The organism is Kocuria sp. KH4, from assembly GCF_053711175.1.
In genome coordinates this window covers 14,177-36,755 of the sequence record NZ_JBSJYX010000028.1, presented here as the reverse complement: position 1 = coordinate 36,755, position 22,579 = coordinate 14,177, and the positions used below count along the sequence as shown (strand labels likewise).

Genomic DNA, 22,579 nt, shown 5'->3' with positions numbered 1-22,579 from the left:
CCCCGACACCCACCCCACTCCGAACGGAAACGAACGACATGAGCATCATTCTCGGGTACGTGCCCAACGAGCGCGGCGAAGCCGCCTACGCCAAGGCCCTGGCCCTGGCCGCCCAACTGGAGCAGGAGCTGGTCATCATGAACAGCAGCGGCCGGCACTCCCACACCGACCCCCGGCTGGCGGCCGACTCGGACCTGGACACCCTGGTGGCCCGAGCCCGCGATGCCGGCGTCGAGGCCCGCGTGGAGCGCCACAGCGGGGAGGACGGTGCCGACGCACTGATCGAGGCCTCCCGCGCGCAAGAGGCCGAGATGATCGTGATCGGCATCCGCAAACGCTCCCAGGTGGGCAAACTGCTGCTGGGCAGCGACGCCCAGCGCATCCTCCTCGACGCCGTCTGCCCCGTCCTCGCCGTCAAGGCATAGGCTCCGGGCCCCGGGCGCGCAGCCCCACCAACCTCTGGAGGACGGATGTTCACACTCGACCAGGCGCGGGCTTTCATCGCGGTGGCGGAGGAGCTGCACTTCGGCCGGGCCGCGGAGCGGCTCAACATGACCCAGCCGCCGCTCAGCCGTCAGATCCAGAAGCTGGAGAAGACTCTCGCGGTGGAGCTGCTGGAGCGGGACAACCGTCGAGTCGCCCTGACTGCCGCAGGAGAGGCGTTCCTCGCCGAGGCGCGACGGCTGGTGGTGGCAGCCGACCGTGCCCCCGTGACCGCCCGGCGGATCGCCGCCGGGCGGGCCGGGGTCGTGCGGATCGGCTTCACGGCGGCCTCCGGATTCAGCGTCCTCAGCCCGCTGCTCACCGAAATCGCCCAAGCGCTGCCGGACGTGGACGTGCAGCTGCAGGAGATGGTGACCGGCGAGCAAGTCCAGGCGCTGGAGGACGGCGAGCTCGACCTCGGGCTCGCACGCCCGCCGGTCGACGGCAAGGTCTTCGAGTCGCGCCTGCTGCTGGCAGAGTCGCTCTGCCTGGCAGTCCCGGACTCCCATGAGCTCATCGCCCTGGAACGCCCCGTGACCCCGGGCGATCTGCGGGGCGTCCCACTGGTCATGCACTCCCCCACCACCGCGCGCTACTTCTACGACCTCGCGGTGCGCACCGTACCCGTGGACCACCGCGAGGTGGTCCACACGGTCGGGCAGATCGTCACCATGGTGGCTCTCGTGGCGGCCGGCAGGGGGGTCGCACTGGTGCCTGAGTCCACGAAGGTGCTGGGCCTGGAGGGAGTCTCCTACCTGCCGCTCGACGCCCCCGGCTCCGACACGGTGCAGCTGCACGCCATCTGGCGTCGCGGGTCGCAGAACCCCGCGCTGCGGCGCCTGCTCACCGATGTCTCCCTGTTCACGGCCTGAGGGACAGAACCCTCACCGCCTCCACCAACAATACCGAAAATGCATCAGAGCATACATAAAAGGGCTTAGACAGGCATGAATTGGCTTCCTAAGCTCGAACCAGATCCACCTTTCCCCGCTGTTCCACAGCCTTGATCGAAGGACTCCTCCCATGGCTCGACACACTCCTCAGGAACTCGCCGCTCGGCTCAAGGACGGCCTGCTGTCCTTCCCCGTGACCGCGTTCGACGCCGACCTGCTCTTCGACGAGCACACCTACCGCCAGCACCTGGCCTGGCAGGCCTCCCACCCCGTGGCCGGGCTCTTCGCCGCCGGCGGCACCGGGGAGGGCTTCTCCCTCACCCCCGAGGAGACCGCCACCGTCGTGGCCGTGGCCGTGGCAGAGGTCGGGGACACCGTCCCGGTGCTCGCCCCCGCCGCCGGCAACACCGCCCAGGCCATCCGCAACGCCACCGACGCCGCCGCCGCCGGGGCCGAAGGCCTGCTGGTGCTGCCCCCCTACCTCACCGAGGCCGACCAGCGCGGCCTGGAAGCCCACGTGGACGCGATCTGCTCCGCCACCGACCTGGGCGTGATCATCTACAACCGCGCCAACGCCGTCTACTCCGCCGACACCGTCGCCCGCCTGGCGGAGCGGCACGAGAACTTCATCGGCTTCAAGGACGGCATCGGCGACATCGAGCACCTCACCAAGGTCTACGCCGCCAACGGGGACCGGCTGTTCTACCTCGGCGGGCTGCCCACCGCCGAGACCTTCGCCCTGCCCCTGCTGCAGCTGGGCATGTCCACCTACTCCTCGGCGATGTTCAACTTCGTCCCCGACTTCGCCCTGGCCTTCTACGCCGACGTCCGCGCCCAGGACCGGGTAGCGGTCACCGACAAGCTCAACCGCTTCGTGCTGCCCTACCTGGAGATCCGCGACCGCGCCAAGGGCTACGGGGTCTCGATCATCAAGGCCGGCCTCCAGGCCATCGGCCGCCCCGCCGGCGGAGTCCGCCCCCCACTGCAGGACCTCACCCCCACCGACCTCGCCGACCTCACCACCCTCATCGAGACGCTCCCCGCCGGCACCCCGGCGGACGCCCTGCAGCGCGCCTGACCCGCCGCCGACCGGCAGGAACCGCACCCCAGACCGCATCCACAGACAGCGAAGGAAACCCATGTCCGTGAGCACCCAGGCCACCGCCCTCTCCGGCCACTCCATCATCGCCGGCCGCCAGGTCGTCGGCACCAACGGCACCACCCGCGGCATCGACCCCGCGACCAACGCCGAGCTCGAGCCCGAGTACTCGCTGGTCGGCGCGGACCAGCTCGCCGAGGCGACCGCGGCCGCCGAGGAGGCCGCCGCGTCCTTCGGCGCCCTCGACCCCGAGACCCACGCCACCTTCCTGGAGACGATCGCCGCCAACATCGAGGCCGTCGGCGACGAGCTCGCCGAGCGGGCCTCGACCGAGACCGGGCTGCCGGTGCCGCGCCTGCAGGGCGAGCTGGCCCGCACCACCGGGCAGCTGCGGCTGTTCGCCCGGGTCGTACGCCAGGGCGACCACCGGGGCGTGCGCATCGAGCCGGCCCTGCCGGAGCGGACCCCGCTGCCGCGCCCGGACCTGCGCCAGCGCAAGGTGCCCCTCGGCCCGGTGGCCGTCTTCGGCGCCAGCAACTTTCCCTTCGCCTTCTCCACCGCCGGCGGGGACACCGCCTCGGCGCTGGCCGCCGGCTGCCCGGTGGTCTTCAAGGCGCACAACGCCCACCCCGGCACCGGGGAGATCGTCGGCCGCGCGCTCACCGACGCCGTGGCCGAGTGCGGGCTGCACCCCGGGGTGTTCTCCCTGGTCTACGGCCCCGGCGCGAGCATCGGCCAGGCCCTGGCCAAGGACCCCGCCATCAAGGCCGTCGGCTTCACCGGGTCCCGGACCGCCGGCACGTCCCTGATGGCCACGGCCGCCGCCCGCCCCGAGCCAATCCCGGTGTACGCCGAGATGAGCTCCATCAACCCGGTCTTCCTCTTCGCCGGCGCCCTGACCGGTGACGCCGACGAGTTCGCCCGCGCCTACGTCACCTCCCTCACGGGGTCCTCCGGGCAGCTGTGCACCAACCCCGGCCTGCTGTTCGTCCCCGGCGGCGCGGCCGGGGACGCCTTCCTCGCCGCCGTGGACCGGGCGCTGTCCGGCGCCGAGGGCGCGACCATGCTCACCCCCGGCATCGCCCGCTCCTGCCGGGAGGGCATCGACGCCCTGGGCGCCCAGGAGGGCGTCGAGGTCGTGGCCCGGGGCCGGGAGGGCGCCACCGAGAACGCCCCCGCCCCCGTGGTCTTCGGCACGCAGGTCCCCACCTTCCTGGCCAACCCGGTGCTGCAGGAGGAGATCTTCGGCGCGTCCTCCCTGGCGGTGCGCTACGGCTCGGCCGAGGAGCTGGTGGAGGCGGCGGCCCGGATGGAGGGCCAGCTCACCGCGAGCCTGTTCCTGTCCGAGGAGGACGTCGCCACCGCCGCCCCGCTGCTGCCGGTGCTCGAGCGCAAGGTCGGGCGGATCCTCGCCAACGGCTGGCCGACCGGTGTGGACGTCGGGGAAGCCATGGTCCACGGCGGGCCGTTCCCGGCGACCTCCGACTCGCGGACCACCTCCGTGGGCACGCTGGCGATCGAGCGGTTCCTGCGCCCGGTGGCCTACCAGAACATCCCCGACGCCCTGCTGCCGGCCCCGGTGCAGGAGGCCAACCCCTGGCAGCTCAACCGCCGCGTCGACGGCCGGATCCAGCTGGCGAAGAACTCCTCGGGGGAGCGCGCATGAGCACCCAGCCGACCATCGCCCGGGTGGAGGTCGTGCCGGTCGCCGGGCACGACTCCATGCTGCTGAACCTCTCCGGGGCCCACGGCCCCTTCTTCACCCGCAACGTCGTGATCGTGACGGACTCGGACGGGCGGACCGGCCTGGGCGAGGTGCCCGGCGGGGAGAAGATCCGTGCCACGATCGAGGAGGCCGGGAGCCTGATCACCGGGCAGCCGGTGGCCCTGTTCCGCACCCTGCTGCGCCGGATCGCCGCTGCCTTCGCCGACCGCGACGCCGGGGGGCGCGGCCTGCAGACCTTCGACCTGCGCACCACCGTGCACGCCGTGACCGGCCTCGAGTCGGCCCTGCTGGACCTGCACGGGCAGTTCCTGGGCGTGCCCGTGGCGGAGCTGCTCGGGGACGGCCAGCAGCGCACGGCCGTGCCCATGCTGGGCTACCTGTTCTTCGTGGGCGACCCGGACAGCACCGACCTGCCCTACCTGCGCGAGCCGCACGGTGCGGACGCCTGGGAGCGGGTGCGCCGGGAGGAGGCGATGACGCCGGAGGCCGTGGTGCGCCTGGCCGAGGCCTCCCGGGCGCGGTACGGGTTCAAGGACTTCAAGCTCAAGGGCGGGGTGCAGGCCGGCGACGTCGAGGTCGACGCCGTCACCGCGCTCAAGGAGCGCTTCCCGGAGGCGCGGGTCACCCTCGACCCCAACGGCGGATGGCTGCTGGAGGAGGCGATCCGGCTGGGCCGGCGGATGCAGGGCGTCGTCGCCTACGCGGAGGACCCGTGCGGGGCCGAGGGCCGGTTCTCCGGCCGTGAGGTGATGGCCGAGTTCCGGCGGGCCACCGGCCTGCGGACGGCGACCAACATGATCGCCACCGACTGGCGGGAGATGTCCCACGCGGTGCGCGCCGGCGCCGTGGACATCCCGCTGGCCGATCCCCACTTCTGGACCATGGCGGGGTCGGTGCGCGTGGCCCAGCTGTGCCACGAGTTCGGGCTCACCTGGGGCTCCCACTCGAACAACCACTTCGACATCTCCCTGGCCATGTTCACCCACGTGGGCGCGGCGGCCCCCGGGGAGATCACCGCGCTGGACACCCACTGGATCTGGCAGGACGGCCAGGGCCTCACCCGGGACCCCCTGGTCATCCGCGACGGCGAGATCCGAGTGCCCACTGCCCCGGGGCTGGGCGTCGAGCTGGACCGCGAGCGCCTGGCGGCCGCCCACGAGCTCTACCTCGAGCACGGGCTGGGCGCCCGCGACGACGCCACGGCCATGCAGTACCTGATCGAGGGCTGGAGCTTCGACCCCAAGCGTCCCTGCATGGTCCGCTGAGGGGACGGGAGAAGATCGGATGACGGGGGTGCTGCTGGGCTTCGGCGTGGTGGCCGTGATCGCGGCCACCGGTTTCGCCACCGCCGCGCTGCTGCCCGGTGAGGCCCGCACCATGCGCGCGGGCCTCACCCCCGTCATCTACTACCTCACCAACCCGGCTCTGATGCTGGTGCTCGTCGCGGGCACCGATCTCGGGGCCGTGCTCGGGGTCTACACCCCGATCGCCCTCGCCACCGCCGCGGTGGCGGGGGCGCTCTTCGCCCTGTTCAGCGGCCTGCTCCTGCGCCGGGGGACCGCGCGCACGGCCGTGGGGGCCATGGCCTCCTCCTACGTCAACGCCGGCAACATCGGGCTGCCCATCGCCCTCTACGCGGTGGGCAGCGCCGCGCCCGTGGTCTCGGTGCTGCTGGCCCAGCTGCTGGTGATCGCCCCGCTGTACCTGGTGGTGTTCTCCCTGGCCACCCGTCCCTCCCGCCGGGCCGGGCCGGGGGCGGCGACGGCGACCGGGACGGCGGCCCCGCCGCGGGAGGGCCCGTCGGCCCTGCGCACGGTCGCCAGGTCGGTGGCCAACCCGGTGACGATCGGCACCGCCGCCGGGGTGGTGCTCTCGGCCACCGGCGCGCAGGTGCCGGAGGTGCTCTGGGTCCCCCTGGAGATGCTCGGTGAGTCCTCGGTGCCGATGCTGCTGCTGCTGTTCGGCATGAGTCTGCACGGGCAGCGCCCCTTCGAGCAGCGCGCGCTGGTCCCGGACGTCCTCGGCGGGACCCTGATCAAGCTCACGGTGATGCCGGCCGCGGCCTGGGCCGTCGGGCGGTTCGGCTTCGGGCTGGCCGGCACGGATCTGCTGGGCGTCGTCGTCATGGCCGCCCTGCCCACGGCCCAGAACGTGTTCCTGTTCTCGTCCCAGTTCCGCATGCCGGCCAACGCCGCCCGCGACATCATCTTCCTCAGCTCGATCCTGTCCTTCCCCGCCATCCTCCTCATCAGCCTGCTCCTGCACTGATCCGGCCCCGTCCGCGGCGGGTCCGGACCGGGCCGGGGGGCCGGGCGGCTTTCGTCGTACCCTGGGACCCGGCCCGGGCCTCGTGGCGCCGGGACAGCCCCCGACGCCCGAGGAGACCGCCCCGTGCCCACCCCGCCCGCCGTGCAGCAGGCCCCCGCCCCGACGTCGCGCCGGGCCCTGGTCTACCTGGGGGTCTGCGTGGTGCTGGTCGGGCTGAACCTGCGCACCGTCTTCTCCAGCTTCTCCGCGATCCTGCCGGAAATCACCGCCGCGGCCGGCCTGCCCTCCTGGGCGGTGACCGTGCTGACCACGGCCCCGGTGACGCTGCTGGGGGTGTTCGCCCCGCTCGCCCCGCGGCTGGCCCGCCGGCACGGGGCGGAGACCGTGCTGCTGGGGGCCATGGTCCTGCTCGCCGCCGGGCTGGCCGCCCGCGGGCTGCCCCTGTCCGCGGGCGCCACCGTGCCGCTGCTGCTGGCCGGGACCCTGGCGTGCGGAGCGGCGATCGCGGTGGGCAACGTGCTGCTGCCCTCGATCGTGAAGCGCGACTTCACCCACCGCCTCGGGCTGATGAGCGGGCTCTACACCACCGCCATCGCCGCCTCCGCCGCGCTCGGGGCGGGGCTGACCTATCCGCTGTTCCAGGCCACGGGATCCTGGCGGACGGGCCTGGCGGGCTGGGCGGCCCCGGCGGCGCTGGTGGTCCTGCTCCTGATCCCGGTGGTGGCCCGCCGCCGCCCCGCGTCCCCGGCCCCGGCCCGGGCCGGGGACGCGGCCGGGGACAGCCCGTGGCGGTCGCCGGTGGCCTGGCAGATCACCGGGTTCATGGTCTTCCAGGCGATGATGTCCTTCAGCGTCTTCGCCTGGCTGGCCCCCATCCTGCGCGACCGGGGGGTCGACGGGGCCACCGCGGGGGTGGTCGTGGCGGTGTCCATCCTGCTGCAGATGACCGGCTCCCTGTTCGCCCCGGCCCTGGCGGTGCGGCTGGCCGACCAGCGGGTCCTCAACGCCGTGGTGGCGCTGATGGCCGGCGGCGGGTTCGTGCTCTCCATCTTCGGCCCCCTCCAGCTGATCTGGGTCTGGACCGGGTTGCTGGGTCTGGGCCAGGGCGCCCTGACCGCCGTGGCCCTGACCATGATCGCCCTGCGCACCCGCAGCGCCGCCATGGCCGTGCGGCTGTCCGGGATGATGCAGGGCGTCGGCTACGGCCTGGGCTCCTCGGGGACCTTCCTGGTCGGGCAGCTGCTGCACGCGACCGGCGGCTTCGCCGCCGCCGGCGTCATGTTCGCCGTGGTCGGCGTCCTCGCCGCGGTCTTCGGCTGGCAGGCCGGGCGGGACCGCTCCGTGCAGGAGCGGTGAGCGATCAGGCCGGACGCGGCGGCGCGGTCGAGGAGCGCTCGACCAGCGAGGTCTGCAGCTGGAGCGGGTGGGTGCGGCGGGACCCGCCGGCCAGCAGGGCCAGCGCCTGCTCCACCGCCATCTCCCCCATGGCGTGCAGCGGCTGGCGCACCGTGGTCAGCTTCGGCGAGGCCCAGCGGGCGATCAGCGTGTCGTCGAAGCCCACCACGCTCAGGTCCTCGGGCACCCGCAGGGACGCCTGCCGGGCGGCCTCGAACGCGCCCAGCGCGGCCTCGTCGGAGGCCGCGAACAGCGCGGTCGGCGGGTCGTCGAGCGCCAGCAGCTGCCGGGCGGCGGCGAAGCCGGCCTCGTAGCTGAAGCCGTCCCCCGCCACGAGCCGGGGCTCGCGCGGGAGCTCGGCGCTCTCCAGGGCGCTGCGGTACCCGGCCAGGCGCTCGCGCGCCGGGACCGATCCGCCCGCCCCGGCGAGGTGGCCGATCCGGCGGTGCCCGATCTCGGCCAGGCGGGTGGTCGCCGCGTAGCCGCCGGCCCAGTTCGTGGAGCCGATGCTCGGCACCGTGGAGGGCAGGCTGTTGACGGGGTCGATGGCCACCAGCGGGACCTGGGCGTGGGCCGCCGCCGCCACCTGCTGCGCGGTCAGGGGCGTGGTCACGGCCACGACCGCCGTCTCCCCCTTCCGGCCGCAGAGCGCGAACCAGTCGTCGGAGAAGGGCGGGAGGTCGCCCTGCGCCAGGGCGGGCAGGGTGTTCAGCAGCAGGTCGGCGTCGGCGCGGCCGCAGGCGTCCACCGCACCGGCCATCACCTGCAGCGAGTAGTTGCTCTCCAGGGTGTCGAACACCAGCACGATCGCCGGGCGGGGGCGCCGCACGGCGGCGCCCGTGTAGCCCAGCTCCGCGGCCGCGGCCCGGACCTTCTCCCGGGTGACCTCCCCGACGTCGGGGCGCCCGTTGAGCACCTTCGAGACGGTGCCCTTGGACACGCCGGCCCGCGCCGCCACCTCGCTCAGCGTCGTTCTTCTCATGTCGGGCCGGCCTCCTCGGACGTCGGGCATCGTGCCGGTGCGCGGCGAAACGTTTCGTTACGCCACATGTAGTGGTCCCGGTCACAGCCAGGGCTTGACGGGTGTGAAATCCGCCACTTACCCTTCTCGCAACGAAACGCTATACGAAAAGTTTCGTAAGCGCAAGGCATCACTCGACGCTGAGGAGCACGCCATGACGACCGACCGCACCCGCCACCCCGCCCCCGCCCCGTGGACCCCCTTCTCCCGGCGGTCGCTGTCCCGCGTCGCGCTCGTGGGCGCCGCGGCCCTGGCCTTGACCGGGTGCGGCGGCGGCGCGCAGCCGGGCCAGGCCGAGGGCGCCACCGCCTGGACCCTCACCGGCGGCGCCGAGGAGACCTTCCGCGCCTCCTTCCAGGAGTGGAACGACGCCCACGCCGAGGAGCCCATCACCGCCGAGTACTTCGCCAACGACGCGTTCAAGGAGAAGATCCGCACCAGCGTGGGCTCGGGCAACGCCCCGACGCTGATCTACAACTGGGGCGGGGACACCCTCGAGAGCTACGTGGAGAACGGCAGCGTGGTGGAGCTGACCGGCAAGATCCCGGGCATGGAGGAGCGCGCGCTCGACTCCGTCCTGGAGACCGGCACGGTGGACGGGAAGCTCTACGCGGTCCCGAACAACAACACCCAGCCCGTGGTCCTGTACTACAACACCAAGCTCTTCGAGCAGGCCGGCGTGAAGGTGCCCACCACGTGGGAGGAGATGCTGGACGCCGTGGAGGCCTTCAAGGCCGAGGGCGTCACGCCGATCTCCGTGGCCGGCTCCAGCCAGTGGCCGTACCTGATGTGGATCCAGTACCTCACCGACCGGATCGGCGGCCCGGAGGTCTTCCAGGCGATCGTGGACGGCGAGGAGAACGCCTGGTCCGACCCCGCGATCACGGAGGCGCTCGAGAAGATCCAGGAGCTGGTGGAGGCCGGCGGCTTCGGCGACGCCTACGGCTCGGTGGTGGCCGACGCGGGCGCCGACGTCGCGCTGGTGCACACCGACCAGGCGGCCATGATGCTGCACGGCAGCTGGGTGTACTCCACCTTCCTCACCGACGCCCCGGAGTGGACCGCGGAGGGGAACCTCGGCTACACCGCCTTCCCCGAGATCGAGGGCGGACAGGGCGACCCGCAGAACATCGTGGGCAACCCCGCGAACTTCTGGGCCGTGTCCGCGGACGCCAGCGAGGAGGAGCAGCAGACGGCCTTCGAGTACCTGGACCAGATGAACCTCGACGACACCGCCGTCGACACGCTCTTCGACGCCGGCCTGATCCCGGCGGTGGACGGCGTGGAGGACAAGATCGGGGAGACCGAGTACCCGGAGTACCTCGACTTCGCCTACTCGATGGTCCAGGACGCGCCGCACTTCCAGCTCTCCTGGGACCAGGCGCTGCCGGCCGACCAGGGCCAGGCCCTGCTGACCAACCTCAGCCAGGTCTTCGCCGGTGAGATGACCCCCGAGCAGTTCCAGACCGCGATGAACGGGACGCTGTGATGCTCCTGCGCGCGCCCGCCCGGCGCAGGGCCCGGGCGGGCGCGGGACCCAGCAACTGGCTGCTGGCCCCCGCCCTGGTCTTCTTCGGCGTCTTCTCGATCGGCCCGCTGCTGGGCGTGCTGGTGCTGTCCTTCATGCAGTGGGACGGGCTCGGCACGCCGCAGTGGGCGGGGGGCGGGAACTGGGTGTCGGTGCTCGAGAACCCGGTCTCGCGCCAGGCGATGTGGCTGACCGTGAAGCTGACCCTGCTCAGCTACGCCGTCCAGTTCCCGCTGAGCCTGCTGCTCGGGGTGTTCATGGCCGGCCGGCAGCGCTACCGCGAGTTCCTCTCGGTGCTGTACTTCCTGCCGATGCTCTTCTCGGCCGCCGCGATCGGCATCGCCTTCAAGGCCCTGCTGGACCCGAACTTCGGGCTGTCCCAGGCCTTCGACGCGGCCGTGCTCCGGCAGGACTGGCTCGGCCGGCCGGACCTGGCGTTCACCGTGGTCGTGGTCGTCATCTCCTGGTCGTTCATCCCGTTCCACTCCCTGCTCTACCAGGCGGGCGTGCGGCAGATCCCGCAGAGCATGTACGAGGCCGCCACGCTCGACGGCGCCGGGACCGTGCGGAGGTTCTTCTCGATCACGCTCCCGCAGCTGAAGTACACGATCGTCACGTCCTCGACGCTGATGCTGGTCGGCTCGCTGACCTACTTCGACCTCGTCTTCAGCCTCACCGGCGGCGGGCCGGGCACCGCGACCCGGATCCTGCCCCTGGACATGTACCTGACCGGTTTCCGCAGCAACCAGATGGGCGAGGCCAGTGTCCTGGCGGTCATCCTCGTCGCCGTGGGGCTCACGCTCGCCCTCGGCCTGCAACGGCTCACCGGGGCCGACACCATGGAGAGCCAGGCGGAAGGTGCATAGCCCCATGAGCACACGTCCTGCGGACACCCGTCCCGACCGCACCGGCCGCCCGGCCACCCGGCCCGCGGCCGCCCGTCCCGCGGGTCCCCGCCCCGCGGGCGCGGCGCCGGCCCGCCGGCGCCGGGGCGCCCCCAACATCCCGGCGGCCGTCGGCGGATGGCTGTGGCTGGCCGTGATCATCGTCCCGATCTACTACATCGCGATCACCAGCACGAAGCCCCGGGAGGACTATTACTCCACCAACCCCCTGGTGCCCTCGGCGCCCACGTTCGCGCCGTACCTGACGGTGCTGCAGAACCAGTTCGTCCAGTACTTCCTGAACAGCGTGGTGGTGGTCGTCGGCACCGTGGCGGGGATCGTGTTCCTGTCCCTGCTGGCGTCCTACGTGATCGTGCGCAGCCGCACCGGGCTGGCCGTGTTCTCGAACCGGCTGTTCCTGCTGGGCATCGCCATCCCGATCCAGGCCACGATCATCCCGATCTACCTGATCATCGTGCAGCTGGGCCTCTACGACACCCTGGCGGCGCTGATCCTGCCCGGCATCGCCTCCGGGATCCCGATCACGGTCCTGATCCTGACCAACTTCATGCGCGACATCCCCAACGAGCTCTACGAGTCCATGACCCTCGACGGGGCCGGGGACTGGAAGGTGTTCCGCACGCTCGTCCTGCCGCTGAGCATGCCCGCCGTCACCACCGTGGGCGTCTACAACGCGCTGAACAGCTGGAACAACTTCCTCTTCCCGCTGATCCTCACCCAGAGCTCCGAGAAGCGCACCCTGCCGCTGTCCCTGTGGACCTACCAGGGGGAGTTCCAGGCGGACATCCCCGCCGTCCTGGCCGCCGTCGTCCTCTCGGCGCTGCCGATCCTCGTCCTCTACGTCTTCGGGCGCCGCCAGCTCGTCGCCGGGCTCACCGCCGGCTTCGGCAAGTGACGCGCCTACCCATCCGAAGGAGCCCCATGACCCCGCCCAGCACCCCCTCCGGCACCCCGGTGTGGAACGACCCGTCCCGTCCCGTCGGCGAGCGCGTCGACGCCCTCCTGCAGGAGCTCACCCTCGAGGAGAAGGCCGGCCAGCTCGGCAGCTACTGGCTGCGCCCGGACCCGGAAGAGGCCACCGGCGGGGCCGCCCCCATGGAGGCCGCCTTCGCCAACGACCGCTCCACCTTCGAGGCCGCGATCGCCCACGGCCTGGGCCACATCACCCGCGCCTTCGGCAGCGCCCCGATCTCCGCGGCGGACGGGGTGGAGCACCTGCGCACCCTGCAGCGCCAGGTCGTGGGCACCTCCCGGCTGGGCATCCCCGCGATCGCCCACGAGGAGTGCCTCACCGGCTTCACCACCCTGGGGGCCACCTGCTACCCGGCCGCGATCGCCTGGGGCGCCGCGTTCGACCCCGAGCTGGTCCGCACCATGGCGCGGCGGATCGGCGACGACATGAAGGGCGTGGGCGTCCACCTGGGCCTGTCCCCGGTGCTCGACGTGGTGCGCGACTACCGCTGGGGCCGGGTCGAGGAGACCGTCGGCGAGGACCCCTACCTCGTGGGCTGCCTGACCACCGAGTACGTGCGGGGGCTCCAGGAGGCCGGCGTGATCGCCACCCTCAAGCACTTCGCCGGCTACTCCGCCTCCCGGGCCGGGCGCAACCACGCCCCCGTCTCGATCGGCCCGCGCGAGCTGCGCGACGTCGTGCTCGTGCCCTTCGAGATGGCCGTGCGGCTCGGGCGGGTCGGCGCCGTGATGAACTCCTACGCGGACGTCGACGGCGTCCCGCCGGCCGCCGACCCCGAGCTGCTCACCACGCTCCTGCGGGACGAGTGGGGCTTCGAGGGCACCGTCGTCTCCGACTACTGGGCCGTCAGCTTCCTCGAGTCCATGCACCACGTCGCGACCGACCCCCGGGACGCCGGCGTGCAGTCGCTCGCGGCCGGGATGGACGTGGAGCTGCCCGAGACCGGCTGCTTCGCCGACCTCGCCGGGGCCGTGCGGGAGGGCGCCCTCGAGGAGTCCCTGCTCGACCGGGCGGTGCGCCGGGTGCTGACCCAGAAGGTCGAGCTCGGCCTGCTCGACGAGGGCTTCGACCCCGGCGCCGCCGGCGGGCCCGTGGACCTCGACTCCGAGGGCAACCGCCGGCTGGCCCGGCGCATGGCCGAGGAGTCCATCGTCCTGCTGAAGAACGACGGCGTGCTGCCGCTCGCCGGCGACGCCGCCCGGACGGTCGCCGTCATCGGCCCCAGCGCCGCCCAGCCCCGCTCCTTCCTGGGCTGCTACAGCTTCACCAACCACGTCCTCTCCCGCTTCGGCGAGTCCGGCACGGGCATCGAGATCACCTCGATCGTGGACGCCCTCACCGAGGAGTTCGCGGGCGGGGGCACCACGTTCCGCCACGCCCGCGGCGTGGACTTCACGGACCCGGACACCAGCGGCATCGCCGCGGCGGTGGCCGCCGCCGAGGAGGCCGACCTCGCGGTCGTGACCGTGGGCGACCTCGCGGGACTGTTCGGCACGGGCACCTCCGGGGAGGGCTGCGACGTGGTGGACCTGTCCCTGCCCGGCCGGCAGGCCGAGCTCGTCGAGGCGGTGCTGGCCACGGGCACCCCGGTGGTCCTCGTGCTCGTCACCGGCCGCCCCTACAGCCTCGGGGCGTTCGACGACCGCTGCGCCGCCGTGGTGCAGGCCTTCATGCCGGGCGAGGAGGGCGGCCACGCCGTCGCCGGGGTGCTCTCCGGCCGGGTGAACCCCTCCGGGCGGCTGCCCGTGGGCATCCCCCGGCACGTGGGCGGGCAGCCGGGCACCTACCTGACGCCCACCCTGGGCGGGTACGCGGAGGGGATCTCCAACCTGGATCCCCGGCCGCTGTACCCGTTCGGCCACGGCATCGGCTACTCCACGTTCTCCTACGACGCCCTGGAACTCTCCGCCGCGCGGATCGGCGCCGACGGCACCGTGGACGCCGCCGTCACCGTGACCAACACGTCCGGGCGGGCCGGGCAGGAGGTCGTCCAGCTCTACCTGAGCGACCCGGTGGCCCAGGTGGTCCGGCCGGTGACGATGCTGGTCGGCTTCGCCAAGGTCGCCCTGGAGCCCGGGCAGAGCGCCCAGGTCGTCTTCCACCTGCACGCCGACCGCACCGCGTTCACCGGGCGCGCCATGCGCCGGATCGTCGAGCCGGGCGAGTTCGTCCTGCGCGCCGGGCGCTCCAGCGAGGACCTCCCCCTGGAGGACCGGTTCGTGGTCACCGGCCCGGTGCGCGACGTGGAGGACGTCGAACGCGTCCTCACCACCCCCGTCGACGTCGAGGTCGCCGACCGCGCGCTCGCCGCCGACGCCTCCTGAGCCCGGGGGGCGGGCCGCCGCGCGGCCCGCGCCCCGTCCACCCCTCCGGGGTCCCCACCCGCCGGAGGAGTCGCGGGACGCCCCCTCGGCCTCCCCCCGCCCCCTGCAGTCCCCCGTGCACGAACCCCTCGAAAGGAACCCCCGAGATGAGCCGACGACTCCCCGTCCTGCGGATCGGCGCCGCGAGCGCCGTCGCCGCCCTGTGCCTCACCGCGGTCCCCCAGGCCGCGGGCGCCGCGCCCCCCGCCACCCCGCCGGGCCTGGCCCAGCAGGACACCCTGCGCTGGAACACCCCGAAGGACTTCCGCATCGGCAGCGCGGTGGCCGGCGGCGGGCACCACACCTCCGCGGACTACCCCGAGCCCTTCCCCTCCGACCCCGGGTACCGCTCGGTGCTGGCCCGGGAGTTCAGCTCCCTGACCCCGGAGAACCAGATGAAGTGGGAGTTCATCCACCCCGAGGAGGGCGTGTACGACTTCGGCCCCGCCGACGACATCGTCGACTTCGCCGAGGCCAACGGGCAGGTCGTGCGCGGCCACACCCTGTTCTGGCACAGCCAGAACCCCGACTGGCTCGAGAACGGGGACCACACCCCGGAGGAGCTGCGCGCCGTCCTCAAGGAGCACATCTACACGGTGGTCGGCCGCTACGAGGGCCGGATCCAGCAGTGGGAGGTCGCCAACGAGATCTTCGACGACAGCGGGAGGCTGCGCACGGAGGACAACATCTGGCTGCGCGAGCTGGGCCCGGGGATCATCGCCGACATCTTCCGCTGGACCCACGACGCGGACCCGAACGCCCGGCTGTTCTTCAACGACTACAACGTGGAGGGCCCCAACGCGAAGTCCGACGCCTACTACGCCCTGATCCAGGACCTGCTCGCCCAGGGCGTGCCCGTCCACGGCTTCGGGATGCAGACCCACCTCGGCCTCCAGTACGGCTTCGACGGGCGGATGCAGCAGAACCTCCAGCGCTTCGACGACCTGGGCCTGGAGACGGCCGTCACCGAGATCGACGTGCGCGGGCCCGTCGGCGCGGACGGGCAGATGAGCCCGGAGCTGCGGCAGCAGCAGGCCGACTGGTACCGCATGGCCCTCGAGGCCTGCCTGGCCGTGGAGGACTGCAACTCCTTCACGGTGTGGGGCGTGCTCGACGAGCACTCCTGGGTGCCGAACACCTTCCCCGGCTACGGGGACGCCCTGACCATGGAGGGCGACTACGAGCGCAAGCCCGCCTACGACGCCCTGCAGGAGACCCTGGTCCGGTCCCGGCCGGGCAGCGACGCGCGGTGGGAGCACCACCCCGCGTTCCGCTGACCGGGCCGCCCCGACCGGGGGCGCGCACGACGGGCCCGCTCCTCCCGGGGAGCGGGTCCGTCGTGCGCGGGCGGGGGCCTCAGCGCCGGTCGAGCCACCGGGCCGGTGCGGTCAGGATCGGCTCGAGGGCCGTGGCGGCCGCGCCGCTGAGCGCCGGGTGGGCGTCCGCCGCCGAGCGCTGGATCTCGACCGGGCCGACCTCGGCGGTGAGCGCGTGGGCCTCGACGGCCTCCCGCAGCACGGGCTCCAGCTCCGCGGCGATCGGGGCGAAGTACCCGGAGAGCACCACGGTCGAGAGGTCCAGGACGTTCATCGAGTTCGCGAGCACCACCCCGAGGGGCCGCCCGATCATCTCCATCACCGCCTCCCGGCTGCGCAGCCGCTCGGCCGTGGCCGCCACGAGGTCCTCGATCCGGACGTCCTCCGGCAACCCGGTCCGCCCGCGCAGGGCGTGGTAGCTGGCGTAGGCCTCGAGGCAGCCCCGCCGCCCGCACCGGCACAGCTCCCCGCCGGGGCTGACCGTGACGTGGCCCAGCTCCCCGGCCCAGCCGTGCTCGCCGCCGTGGATCCGGCCCTCCAGGACCACGGCGCCGCCGATCCCGGTCTCCCCGTGCAGGAACAGGAAGGACTCGCCGGGCCGGCGCAGGACCTCGGTGCGCGCCGCGAGCCTGCTGTCGTTGCCGGCCGTCAGCGCTTTCCCCCGGAAGGACGGCAGCCGCCCGAGCCGCTCGACCAGCGGGACGTCCCGCCAGGCCAGGTTCGGGGCGGAGAGCACCGTGGCCCGGTCCGGGCCCAGCCGGCCGGGGACCGAGACGCAGATGCCGGCCACGGGCACGTCCGGGCGGGGGGACAGGGCGTCGTCGAGCAGCTCGGACAGCGCGGCGGCCACGTCATCCACGGACGCCCCCGCGTACGCCCCGAACCGGGTGTCCTCGTGGAGCACCCGGCCCCCGAGGTCGGTGACGAGGCACGCCAGGTGGTCCGCGGCGATCTCCAGTCCCACGCCCAGCACGCTGCCCCGGGCGATGCCCAGCGGGATCATCGGCCGGCCCGAGGCGCGCACGGCCGGCTGCTGCCCCTCCACCAGCAGGCCGGCGTCCAGCAGCTCCTGCACCAGCTTCGAGACGGTGGGCTTGGTGAGCCCCGTGCGCTTGGCCAGCGCGGCGCGCGAGACCGGCTCCCCCGCCCCGGCGACCGCGCGCAGGACGGTGGAGAGGTTGTGCTCCCGCAGGTGGCTCGACTGCACGGACGGCTCTCCTTCGCTGCTGGCGGGACCGGCCGGGGCAGGCGCGGTCGTGCGGCGGAGAGGAAAAAAGCGGCCGCCGGTCTGGTCCCACGGTACTGCACGATCTATAGTAAGTAACGGTAACTAACCAATTCGGGAAAGGACCTGCCATGTCCGTCACCTCACCGGCGACCTCGCTCGCCGCCTCCGTCGCCCCCTCGCCGGAGGACCGGTTCTCGTTCGGCCTGTGGACCGTCGGCTGGGCGGCCCGCGACCAGTTCGGCTCGGCCTCCCGGCCGGACCTGGACCCCCTGGAGTCCGTGCGCAGGCTCGCGGAGCTCGGGGCGTGGGGCTTCACCTTCCACGACAACGACCTCATCCCCTTCGACGCCTCCGAGGCCGAGCGCGAGCGGCTGGTCGGTCGGCTGAAGCAGACGATCGACGAGACCGGGATGGTCTGCGAGATGGTCACCACCGACACCTTCGCCGAGCCGATCTTCAAGGACGGCGCCTTCACCTCCAACGACCGGCGGGTCCGCCGCTACGGCCTGCGCAAGGTGCTGCGCAACGTCGACCTCGCCGCCGAGCTCGGCGCCACCACCTTCGTGATGTGGGGCGGGCGCGAGGGCACCGAGTACGACTCCTCCAAGGACCTGTACGCCGCCCTGGACCGCTACGCGGAGGGCATCGACACCGTGGCCGGCTACATCAAGTCCCAGGGCTACGACATGCGCATCGGCCTCGAACCCAAGCCCAACGAGCCCCGCGGCAACATCTTCCTGCCGACCATCGGGCACGCACTGGCGTTCATCGACCGCCTGGACAACGGCGACGTGGTGGGCGTGAACCCGGAGACCGGCCACGAGCAGATGGCCACCCTGAACTACACCCACGGGCTCGCCGAGGCCCTGTGGTGCGACAAGCTGTTCCACATCGACCTCAACGGGCAGAACGGGCCCATGTACGACCAGGACCTGGTCTTCGGCCACGGCAACCTGATCAGCGCCTTCTTCACGGTCGACCTGCTGGAGAACGGCTTCCCGTCGAAGCCGGGCGCCTACCAGGGGGCCCGCCACTTCGACTACAAGCCCTCGCGCACCGAGCACCTCGACGGCGTGTGGGACTCGGCGGCCGCCAACATGCAGATGTACCTGCTGCTGAAGCAGCGCGCCGTCGCGTTCCGCCAGGACCCCGAGGTGCAGGAGGCCATGGCGCAGTCCGGCATCCTGGAGCTCGCGGAGCCGACGCTGGCGGAGGGCGAGGACCTGAGCGCCTTCCTGGCCGACCGCAGCGCCTACGAGGACCTCGACCTCACCGGACCCTCGGAGCGCAACTACGGCTTCGTGCGCCTGCACCAGCTCGCCGTCGAGCACCTCATGGGCGCCCGCGGCTGACCCGCCCGGGTGCGGCCCCTCCCCCCCGTCCGGGCGCCGCACCCCTTCCCGGCCCGGCCCGGCGCACGTCCCCCCTGCGCCGGGCCGGGCCCCTCCGGCGGCGCCGCCGCCGCGTCCCGCCCCGCCCCTGTCCCGCCCCCGTCCCGAAGGTTCCTCATGGCACGCACCACCGTCCTGGGCATCGACTCCTCGACCCAGTCCACCAAGGCGCTCCTGGTCGACGCCGACACCGGGGAGGTCCTCGGGCAGCGCCGGGCGCCCCACCCCGCCGGCACCGAGGTCGACCCGCGGGCGTGGCTCGCCGCCCTCGACGACGCCGCCGGGCCGTTCCTCGACGAGGCCGCCGCCGTGGCCGTCGGCGGCCAGCAGCACGGGATGGTGGCCCTCGACGCGCACGACGCCGTGGTGCGCGACGCCCTGCTGTGGAACGACACCCGCTCGGCGCCCCAGGCCCGCGAGCTCGTCGAGGAGATGGGCGGCCCCGCCGCGTGCGCCGAGGAGCTCGGCAGCGTGCTCGTGGCCTCCATGACCTCCACCAAGCTGCGCTGGATGGCCGAGCACGAGCCGGAGCACGCCGCCCGCACCCACCGGGTGCTGCTCCCCCACGACTACCTCTCCTGGCACCTCAACGCCGAGAAGTCCTCCTTCTTCACCGACCGCGGCGACGCCTCGGGCACCGGCTACTACTCCACCCGCACGGAGGGGTGGAGCCACGACCTCGCGCACCGGGCCCTCGGCCACGACGTGGCGCTGCCCGACCTCGCCCCGCACCCCCGGGCCGTGCTGGGCCGCACGCCCGGCGGGGCGCAGCTCGCCGCCGGCACCGGCGACAACATGGCCGCCGCCCTCGGCGTCACGCTCGGGCCCGGCGACGTCTCCCTCTCGGTCGGCACCTCCGGGGTCGCGGCCATGGTCTCCGAGACCCGCACCGCCGACCCGACCGGGCTGGTCACCGGCTTCGCCGACGCCACCGGCCGGTACCTGCCGATGGCCACCACGCTCAACGCCGCGCGGATCCTGGAGTTCGGGGCCCGGGTGCTCGGGGTCGACCACGCCGGGCTCTCCGCCCTGGCCCTGGCCGCCCGCCCCGGGGCCGGCGGCACCACCCTGCTGCCCTACCTCGACGGCGAGCGCACCCCCAACCGCCCCGAGGCCCGGGCCACCCTGCACGGGATGTCCTCGGCCACCTCGCGCGAGGACGTCGCCCGGGCCTGCGTGGAGGGCCTGCTCTGCTCCCTGGCCGACGGGGTGGACGCCCTCGAGCGCGCCACCGGGGTCCCCGCCCGGCGGATCGTGCTGATCGGCGGCGGCGCGCAGTCCGAGGCCGTGCGCCGGCTCGCCCCCGCCGTGCTCGGCCGGCCCGTGCTCGTGCCCGCCCCGGGCGAGTACGTGGCCCTCGGCGCGGCGCGGCAGGCCGCCTGGGCGCTCTCCGGCGCCGAGGAGCCCCCGGCCTGGGCGCTGCCCGGGATGCAGGAGCTCACCGCCGACCCCACGCCCCAGGTGCTGGAGGCGTACCGGACGCTGCGCGACCGGACCGGCACCTGGTCCTAGGGGCCCGCGCCGGGCGGCCCGGGGAATTCCCGCCCCGAAATTGTTGAACAATTTCCCGGGAGGGCGCATGCTGGGAGGACCGACGTGACAAGGAGCACACCATGTCCCCCTCCGACATCGACCTCAACGCGGACTGCGGCGAATCCCTCCACGCCTGGGCCATGGCCGGCGACGAGGCCGTCCTGGGCGTGGTCAGCAGCGCCAACGTGGCCTGCGGCTTCCACGCGGGGGACCCGACCGTCGCCCGCCGCACCTGCACCGTGGCCGTCGAGCACGGGGTCACCGTGGGCGCCCAGGTCTCCTACGACGACCTCAAGGGCTTCGGCCGCCGCTTCATCGCCGTGCCCCGCGCGGAGTTGACCGACCAGCTGGTGTACCAGATCGGCGCCCTGCAGGCCCTCGCCCGCGCCTCCGGCACCGGGGTGCGCTACGTCAAGCCGCACGGGGCCCTCTACAACGCAATCGTCCACCACGAGGAGCACGCGGGCGCCGTGGTGGACGCGGTGCGCGACGTCGACGAGGCCCTGCCCCTGCTGGTGCTGCCGGGCTCCGAGATCGAGCGCCAGGCGCGCGCGGCCGGACTGCGCACCGTCCGCGAGGCCTTCGCCGACCGCGGCTACACCCCGCAGGCCACCCTGGTCCCGCGCACCGAGCCCGGCGCCGTGCTGCACGACCCCGAGCGGATCGCCGCACGCGTGGTCCGGATGGCCACCGAGCACGTGGTCGAGGCCGTCGACGGCTCGGTCGTCGCGGTGGACCCGGAGAGCATCTGCGTGCACGGGGACACCCCGGGCGCCCTGGCCATCGCCGAGCGCGTGCGCCACGCCCTCGAGGAGGCCGGCCTGCGCGTCGGCAGCTTCCTGTGAGCACGCCCGCCGCGGAGCGCTCCGTCCGCCCGCTGGGACCGCTGGCCGCCGTCGTGGAGTGCACGGACCTGCACGACGCCGTGGCCCTGCACGCCCGGCTCGCCGCCACCGGCCTCCCCGGCCTGGTGGACTGCGTCGCCGGGGCGCGGACCGTGGCGGTGCGCGCGAGCACCCCCGCCGCCCTGCGGGAGACGGTCCGCACCGCCCTGGCGGCACCGCGCGGCGTCGCGGGGACGGGCGACGCGCGGACCGTGACCATCGAGGTCGTCTACGACGGCGAGGACCTGGACGCGGTCGGCGAGCTCACGGGCCTGGGCGCGGCCGGGGTCGTGCGCGCCCACACCGCGCAGGAGTGGACCGCCGCCTTCGCGGGCTTCGCCCCCGGCTTCTTCTACTGCGCGGCCGAGGACGTCCCGGACGTCCCGCGCCGGGACACCCCGCGCACCGCCGTCCCGGCGGGAGCCGTGGCCCTGGCCGGCAGGTTCTCCGCGGTCTACCCCCGGCGCTCCCCCGGCGGGTGGCAGCTGATCGGGCGCACCGCCGCCCGGATGTTCGACCTGGACCGGGAGGAGCCCGCCCTGCTGCGCCCCGGGGACCGCGTGCGGTACCGGCCCGTGCGGGAGCTCGTCGAGCTCGCCCCCCGCACGGCCGACCCGGCGCCGGTGCGCGGCGCCCACCTGGTCGTGGACCGGCCCGGCCTGCAGACCCTCGTCCAGGACGCCGGCCGCGCCGGCTCGGCGGCGCTGGGGGTCTCCCCCTCCGGCGCCCTCGACGCCGCAGCGGCGGCCACCGCCAACCGGCTCGTCGGCAACCCCGCGGGGGCGGCCGTGCTGGAGAACCTGCTCGGCCGCCTGGAGCTCACCGCCCACGGGGACCACGTCCTGGCGGTCACCGGCGCCCCGGCGCCCCTGGCCGTCGCGGGCCCGGCCCCCTGGCGCCCCGCGAACGGCGCCCCGTTCGCCCTGCGGGACGGCGAGCGCCTGACCGTGGGGGCCACCGTCTCGGGCGCCCGCGCCTACGTGGCGGTGCGCGGCGGCGTGGCGGTCCCGCCCGTGCTGGGCAGCCGCTCCACCGACACGCTCGCCGGACTGGGCCCGGACCCGCTCGGCCCCGGGGACGCCGTGCCCGTCGGCCCGGCCCCGGGCACGGCCGTCCGGCCGCCCGAGACGCTGCCCGAGCCGGCCGGGGTGCCGCAGGTGCGGGTGGTGCCCGGCCCCCGCGACGACTGGTTCACCGTCTCCGCGGTGGAGTCGTTCTTCGCCCAGGAGTGGGCGCTCGCCACCTCGTCCGACCGGGTGGGCGCCCGGCTCGAGGGGCAGCCGCTCGACCGCACCCGCACCGACGAGCTGCCCAGCGAGGGCACCGTGCCGGGCTGCGTCCAGGTCCCGCCCTCGGGCCTGCCCGTCGTCCTGCTGCAGGACGCCCCCACCACCGGCGGGTACCCCGTGATCGGGGTGGTGCACCCGCAGGACCTGGGTCTGCTGGCCCAGCTGCCCCCGGGCGCCCGGCTGCGCTTCCGGCGGGTCCCGGCGCCGGAGCTCCTCCCGCCCGGGGGCGCCGCCGGGCGCCCCGAGACCGACCGTCCCGCCACCGAGAACCCCCTGGAGTAGCA

18 protein-coding genes are annotated in these 22,579 nt (G+C 73.9%); 16 read left to right on the top strand and 2 right to left on the bottom strand.

Annotated elements, in window-relative coordinates; all coding sequences use genetic code 11:
• The first annotated feature begins 38 nt into the window (after window positions 1-38).
• The 7 genes from ACWCOM_RS16565 to ACWCOM_RS16535 all read left to right on the top strand — a co-directional run bounded on the left by ACWCOM_RS16565 (window position 39) and on the right by ACWCOM_RS16535 (window position 7,825).
• Window positions 39-425 (top strand): universal stress protein, encoded by a 387-nt coding sequence (locus ACWCOM_RS16565; RefSeq protein WP_454549840.1) that lies wholly within the window; start codon window positions 39-41, stop codon window positions 423-425.
• 45 nt (window positions 426-470) lie between these two features.
• Complete coding sequence (locus tag ACWCOM_RS16560) at window positions 471-1,355, top strand: LysR substrate-binding domain-containing protein (RefSeq protein WP_454549839.1); 885 nt, start codon at window positions 471-473, stop codon at window positions 1,353-1,355.
• A gap of 151 nt (window positions 1,356-1,506) precedes the next feature.
• Window positions 1,507-2,454 (top strand): 5-dehydro-4-deoxyglucarate dehydratase, encoded by a 948-nt coding sequence (gene kdgD, locus ACWCOM_RS16555; protein WP_454549838.1) that lies wholly within the window; start codon window positions 1,507-1,509, stop codon window positions 2,452-2,454.
• Window positions 2,455-2,515: 61 nt separating this feature from the next.
• Window positions 2,516-4,141, top strand: coding sequence for an aldehyde dehydrogenase (NADP(+)) (locus tag ACWCOM_RS16550; RefSeq protein ID WP_454549837.1), 1,626 nt, complete (start codon window positions 2,516-2,518; stop codon window positions 4,139-4,141).
• Window positions 4,138-5,466 carry an enolase C-terminal domain-like protein gene (locus ACWCOM_RS16545; RefSeq protein WP_454549836.1) on the top strand — a complete coding sequence of 443 codons (1,329 nt, stop codon included), beginning with the start codon at window positions 4,138-4,140 and terminating at the stop codon, window positions 5,464-5,466. Before ACWCOM_RS16550 ends, ACWCOM_RS16545 begins: the two co-directional genes overlap by 4 nt.
• A 19-nt stretch (window positions 5,467-5,485) precedes the next feature.
• Window positions 5,486-6,469: an AEC family transporter gene (locus ACWCOM_RS16540; protein ID WP_454549835.1), complete on the top strand. Its 984-nt coding sequence runs from the start codon at window positions 5,486-5,488 to the stop codon at window positions 6,467-6,469.
• Window positions 6,470-6,592: 123 nt separating this feature from the next.
• Window positions 6,593-7,825 (top strand): MFS transporter, encoded by a 1,233-nt coding sequence (locus ACWCOM_RS16535; protein ID WP_454549834.1) that lies wholly within the window; start codon window positions 6,593-6,595, stop codon window positions 7,823-7,825.
• A gap of 4 nt (window positions 7,826-7,829) precedes the next feature.
• Here the strand turns inward: ACWCOM_RS16535 and ACWCOM_RS16530 are convergent, their stop codons facing one another.
• Window positions 7,830-8,846, bottom strand: a complete 1,017-nt coding sequence (locus ACWCOM_RS16530) for a LacI family DNA-binding transcriptional regulator (protein WP_454549833.1) — start codon at window positions 8,844-8,846, stop codon at window positions 7,830-7,832.
• A 193-nt stretch (window positions 8,847-9,039) separates the two neighbouring features.
• On the opposite strand from ACWCOM_RS16530, the gene ACWCOM_RS16525 reads away from it, so the two are divergent.
• The 5 genes from ACWCOM_RS16525 to ACWCOM_RS16505 all read left to right on the top strand — a co-directional run bounded on the left by ACWCOM_RS16525 (window position 9,040) and on the right by ACWCOM_RS16505 (window position 15,931).
• On the top strand, window positions 9,040-10,374 hold the full coding sequence (locus ACWCOM_RS16525; RefSeq protein WP_454549832.1) for an extracellular solute-binding protein: 1,335 nt from the start codon (window positions 9,040-9,042) through the stop codon (window positions 10,372-10,374).
• On the top strand, window positions 10,374-11,279 hold the full coding sequence (locus tag ACWCOM_RS16520; protein WP_454549852.1) for a carbohydrate ABC transporter permease: 906 nt from the start codon (window positions 10,374-10,376) through the stop codon (window positions 11,277-11,279). Before ACWCOM_RS16525 ends, ACWCOM_RS16520 begins: the two co-directional genes overlap by 1 nt.
• 4 nt (window positions 11,280-11,283) lie before the next feature.
• A complete protein-coding gene (locus ACWCOM_RS16515) occupies window positions 11,284-12,213 on the top strand; it encodes a carbohydrate ABC transporter permease (RefSeq protein ID WP_454549831.1) in 930 nt (309 codons plus the stop codon).
• A 26-nt stretch (window positions 12,214-12,239) separates the two neighbouring features.
• Window positions 12,240-14,615, top strand: coding sequence for a glycoside hydrolase family 3 N-terminal domain-containing protein (locus ACWCOM_RS16510; protein WP_454549830.1), 2,376 nt, complete (start codon window positions 12,240-12,242; stop codon window positions 14,613-14,615).
• 146 nt (window positions 14,616-14,761) lie between these two features.
• A complete protein-coding gene (locus ACWCOM_RS16505; RefSeq protein ID WP_454549829.1) occupies window positions 14,762-15,931 on the top strand; it encodes an endo-1,4-beta-xylanase in 1,170 nt (389 codons plus the stop codon).
• A 79-nt stretch (window positions 15,932-16,010) separates the two neighbouring features.
• Here ACWCOM_RS16505 and ACWCOM_RS16500 read toward each other — a convergent pair whose 3' ends face one another.
• A complete protein-coding gene (locus tag ACWCOM_RS16500; protein WP_454549828.1) occupies window positions 16,011-17,177 on the bottom strand; it encodes an ROK family transcriptional regulator in 1,167 nt (388 codons plus the stop codon).
• Window positions 17,178-17,326: 149 nt separating this feature from the next.
• Between ACWCOM_RS16500 and xylA the strand changes: the two genes are divergently transcribed.
• The 4 genes from xylA to ACWCOM_RS16480 all read left to right on the top strand — a co-directional run bounded on the left by xylA (window position 17,327) and on the right by ACWCOM_RS16480 (window position 22,577).
• Window positions 17,327-18,550, top strand: coding sequence for a xylose isomerase (xylA, locus tag ACWCOM_RS16495; RefSeq protein ID WP_454549827.1), 1,224 nt, complete (start codon window positions 17,327-17,329; stop codon window positions 18,548-18,550).
• A 156-nt stretch (window positions 18,551-18,706) separates the two neighbouring features.
• Entirely contained in the window at window positions 18,707-20,101 is a 1,395-nt protein-coding gene (gene xylB, locus ACWCOM_RS16490) for a xylulokinase (RefSeq protein WP_454549826.1), read from the top strand.
• Between the two features lie 101 nt (window positions 20,102-20,202).
• Window positions 20,203-20,967, top strand: coding sequence for a LamB/YcsF family protein (locus ACWCOM_RS16485; protein WP_454549825.1), 765 nt, complete (start codon window positions 20,203-20,205; stop codon window positions 20,965-20,967).
• Window positions 20,964-22,577, top strand: a complete 1,614-nt coding sequence (locus ACWCOM_RS16480; protein ID WP_454549824.1) for a 5-oxoprolinase subunit B/C family protein — start codon at window positions 20,964-20,966, stop codon at window positions 22,575-22,577. The genes ACWCOM_RS16485 and ACWCOM_RS16480 overlap by 4 nt, the downstream gene beginning before the upstream one ends.
• The last annotated feature ends 2 nt before the right edge of the window (window positions 22,578-22,579 follow it).

Bases quoted from the DNA above. Each gene is read 5' to 3' on its own strand.
- ACWCOM_RS16565 (WP_454549840.1), top strand. From the start codon at position 39: ATGAGCATCATTCTCGGGTACGTGCCCAACGAGCGCGGCGAAGCCGCC.
- ACWCOM_RS16560 (WP_454549839.1), top strand. From the start codon at position 471: ATGTTCACACTCGACCAGGCGCGGGCTTTCATCGCGGTGGCGGAGGAG.
- kdgD (WP_454549838.1), top strand. From the start codon at position 1,507: ATGGCTCGACACACTCCTCAGGAACTCGCCGCTCGGCTCAAGGACGGC.
- ACWCOM_RS16550 (WP_454549837.1), top strand. From the start codon at position 2,516: ATGTCCGTGAGCACCCAGGCCACCGCCCTCTCCGGCCACTCCATCATC.
- ACWCOM_RS16545 (WP_454549836.1), top strand. From the start codon at position 4,138: ATGAGCACCCAGCCGACCATCGCCCGGGTGGAGGTCGTGCCGGTCGCC.
- ACWCOM_RS16540 (WP_454549835.1), top strand. From the start codon at position 5,486: ATGACGGGGGTGCTGCTGGGCTTCGGCGTGGTGGCCGTGATCGCGGCC.
- ACWCOM_RS16530 (WP_454549833.1), bottom strand. From the start codon at position 8,846: ATGAGAAGAACGACGCTGAGCGAGGTGGCGGCGCGGGCCGGCGTGTCC.
- ACWCOM_RS16525 (WP_454549832.1), top strand. From the start codon at position 9,040: ATGACGACCGACCGCACCCGCCACCCCGCCCCCGCCCCGTGGACCCCC.
- ACWCOM_RS16520 (WP_454549852.1), top strand. From the start codon at position 10,374: ATGCTCCTGCGCGCGCCCGCCCGGCGCAGGGCCCGGGCGGGCGCGGGA.
- ACWCOM_RS16515 (WP_454549831.1), top strand. From the start codon at position 11,284: ATGAGCACACGTCCTGCGGACACCCGTCCCGACCGCACCGGCCGCCCG.
- ACWCOM_RS16510 (WP_454549830.1), top strand. From the start codon at position 12,240: ATGACCCCGCCCAGCACCCCCTCCGGCACCCCGGTGTGGAACGACCCG.
- ACWCOM_RS16505 (WP_454549829.1), top strand. From the start codon at position 14,762: ATGAGCCGACGACTCCCCGTCCTGCGGATCGGCGCCGCGAGCGCCGTC.
- xylA (WP_454549827.1), top strand. From the start codon at position 17,327: ATGTCCGTCACCTCACCGGCGACCTCGCTCGCCGCCTCCGTCGCCCCC.
- xylB (WP_454549826.1), top strand. From the start codon at position 18,707: ATGGCACGCACCACCGTCCTGGGCATCGACTCCTCGACCCAGTCCACC.
- ACWCOM_RS16485 (WP_454549825.1), top strand. From the start codon at position 20,203: ATGTCCCCCTCCGACATCGACCTCAACGCGGACTGCGGCGAATCCCTC.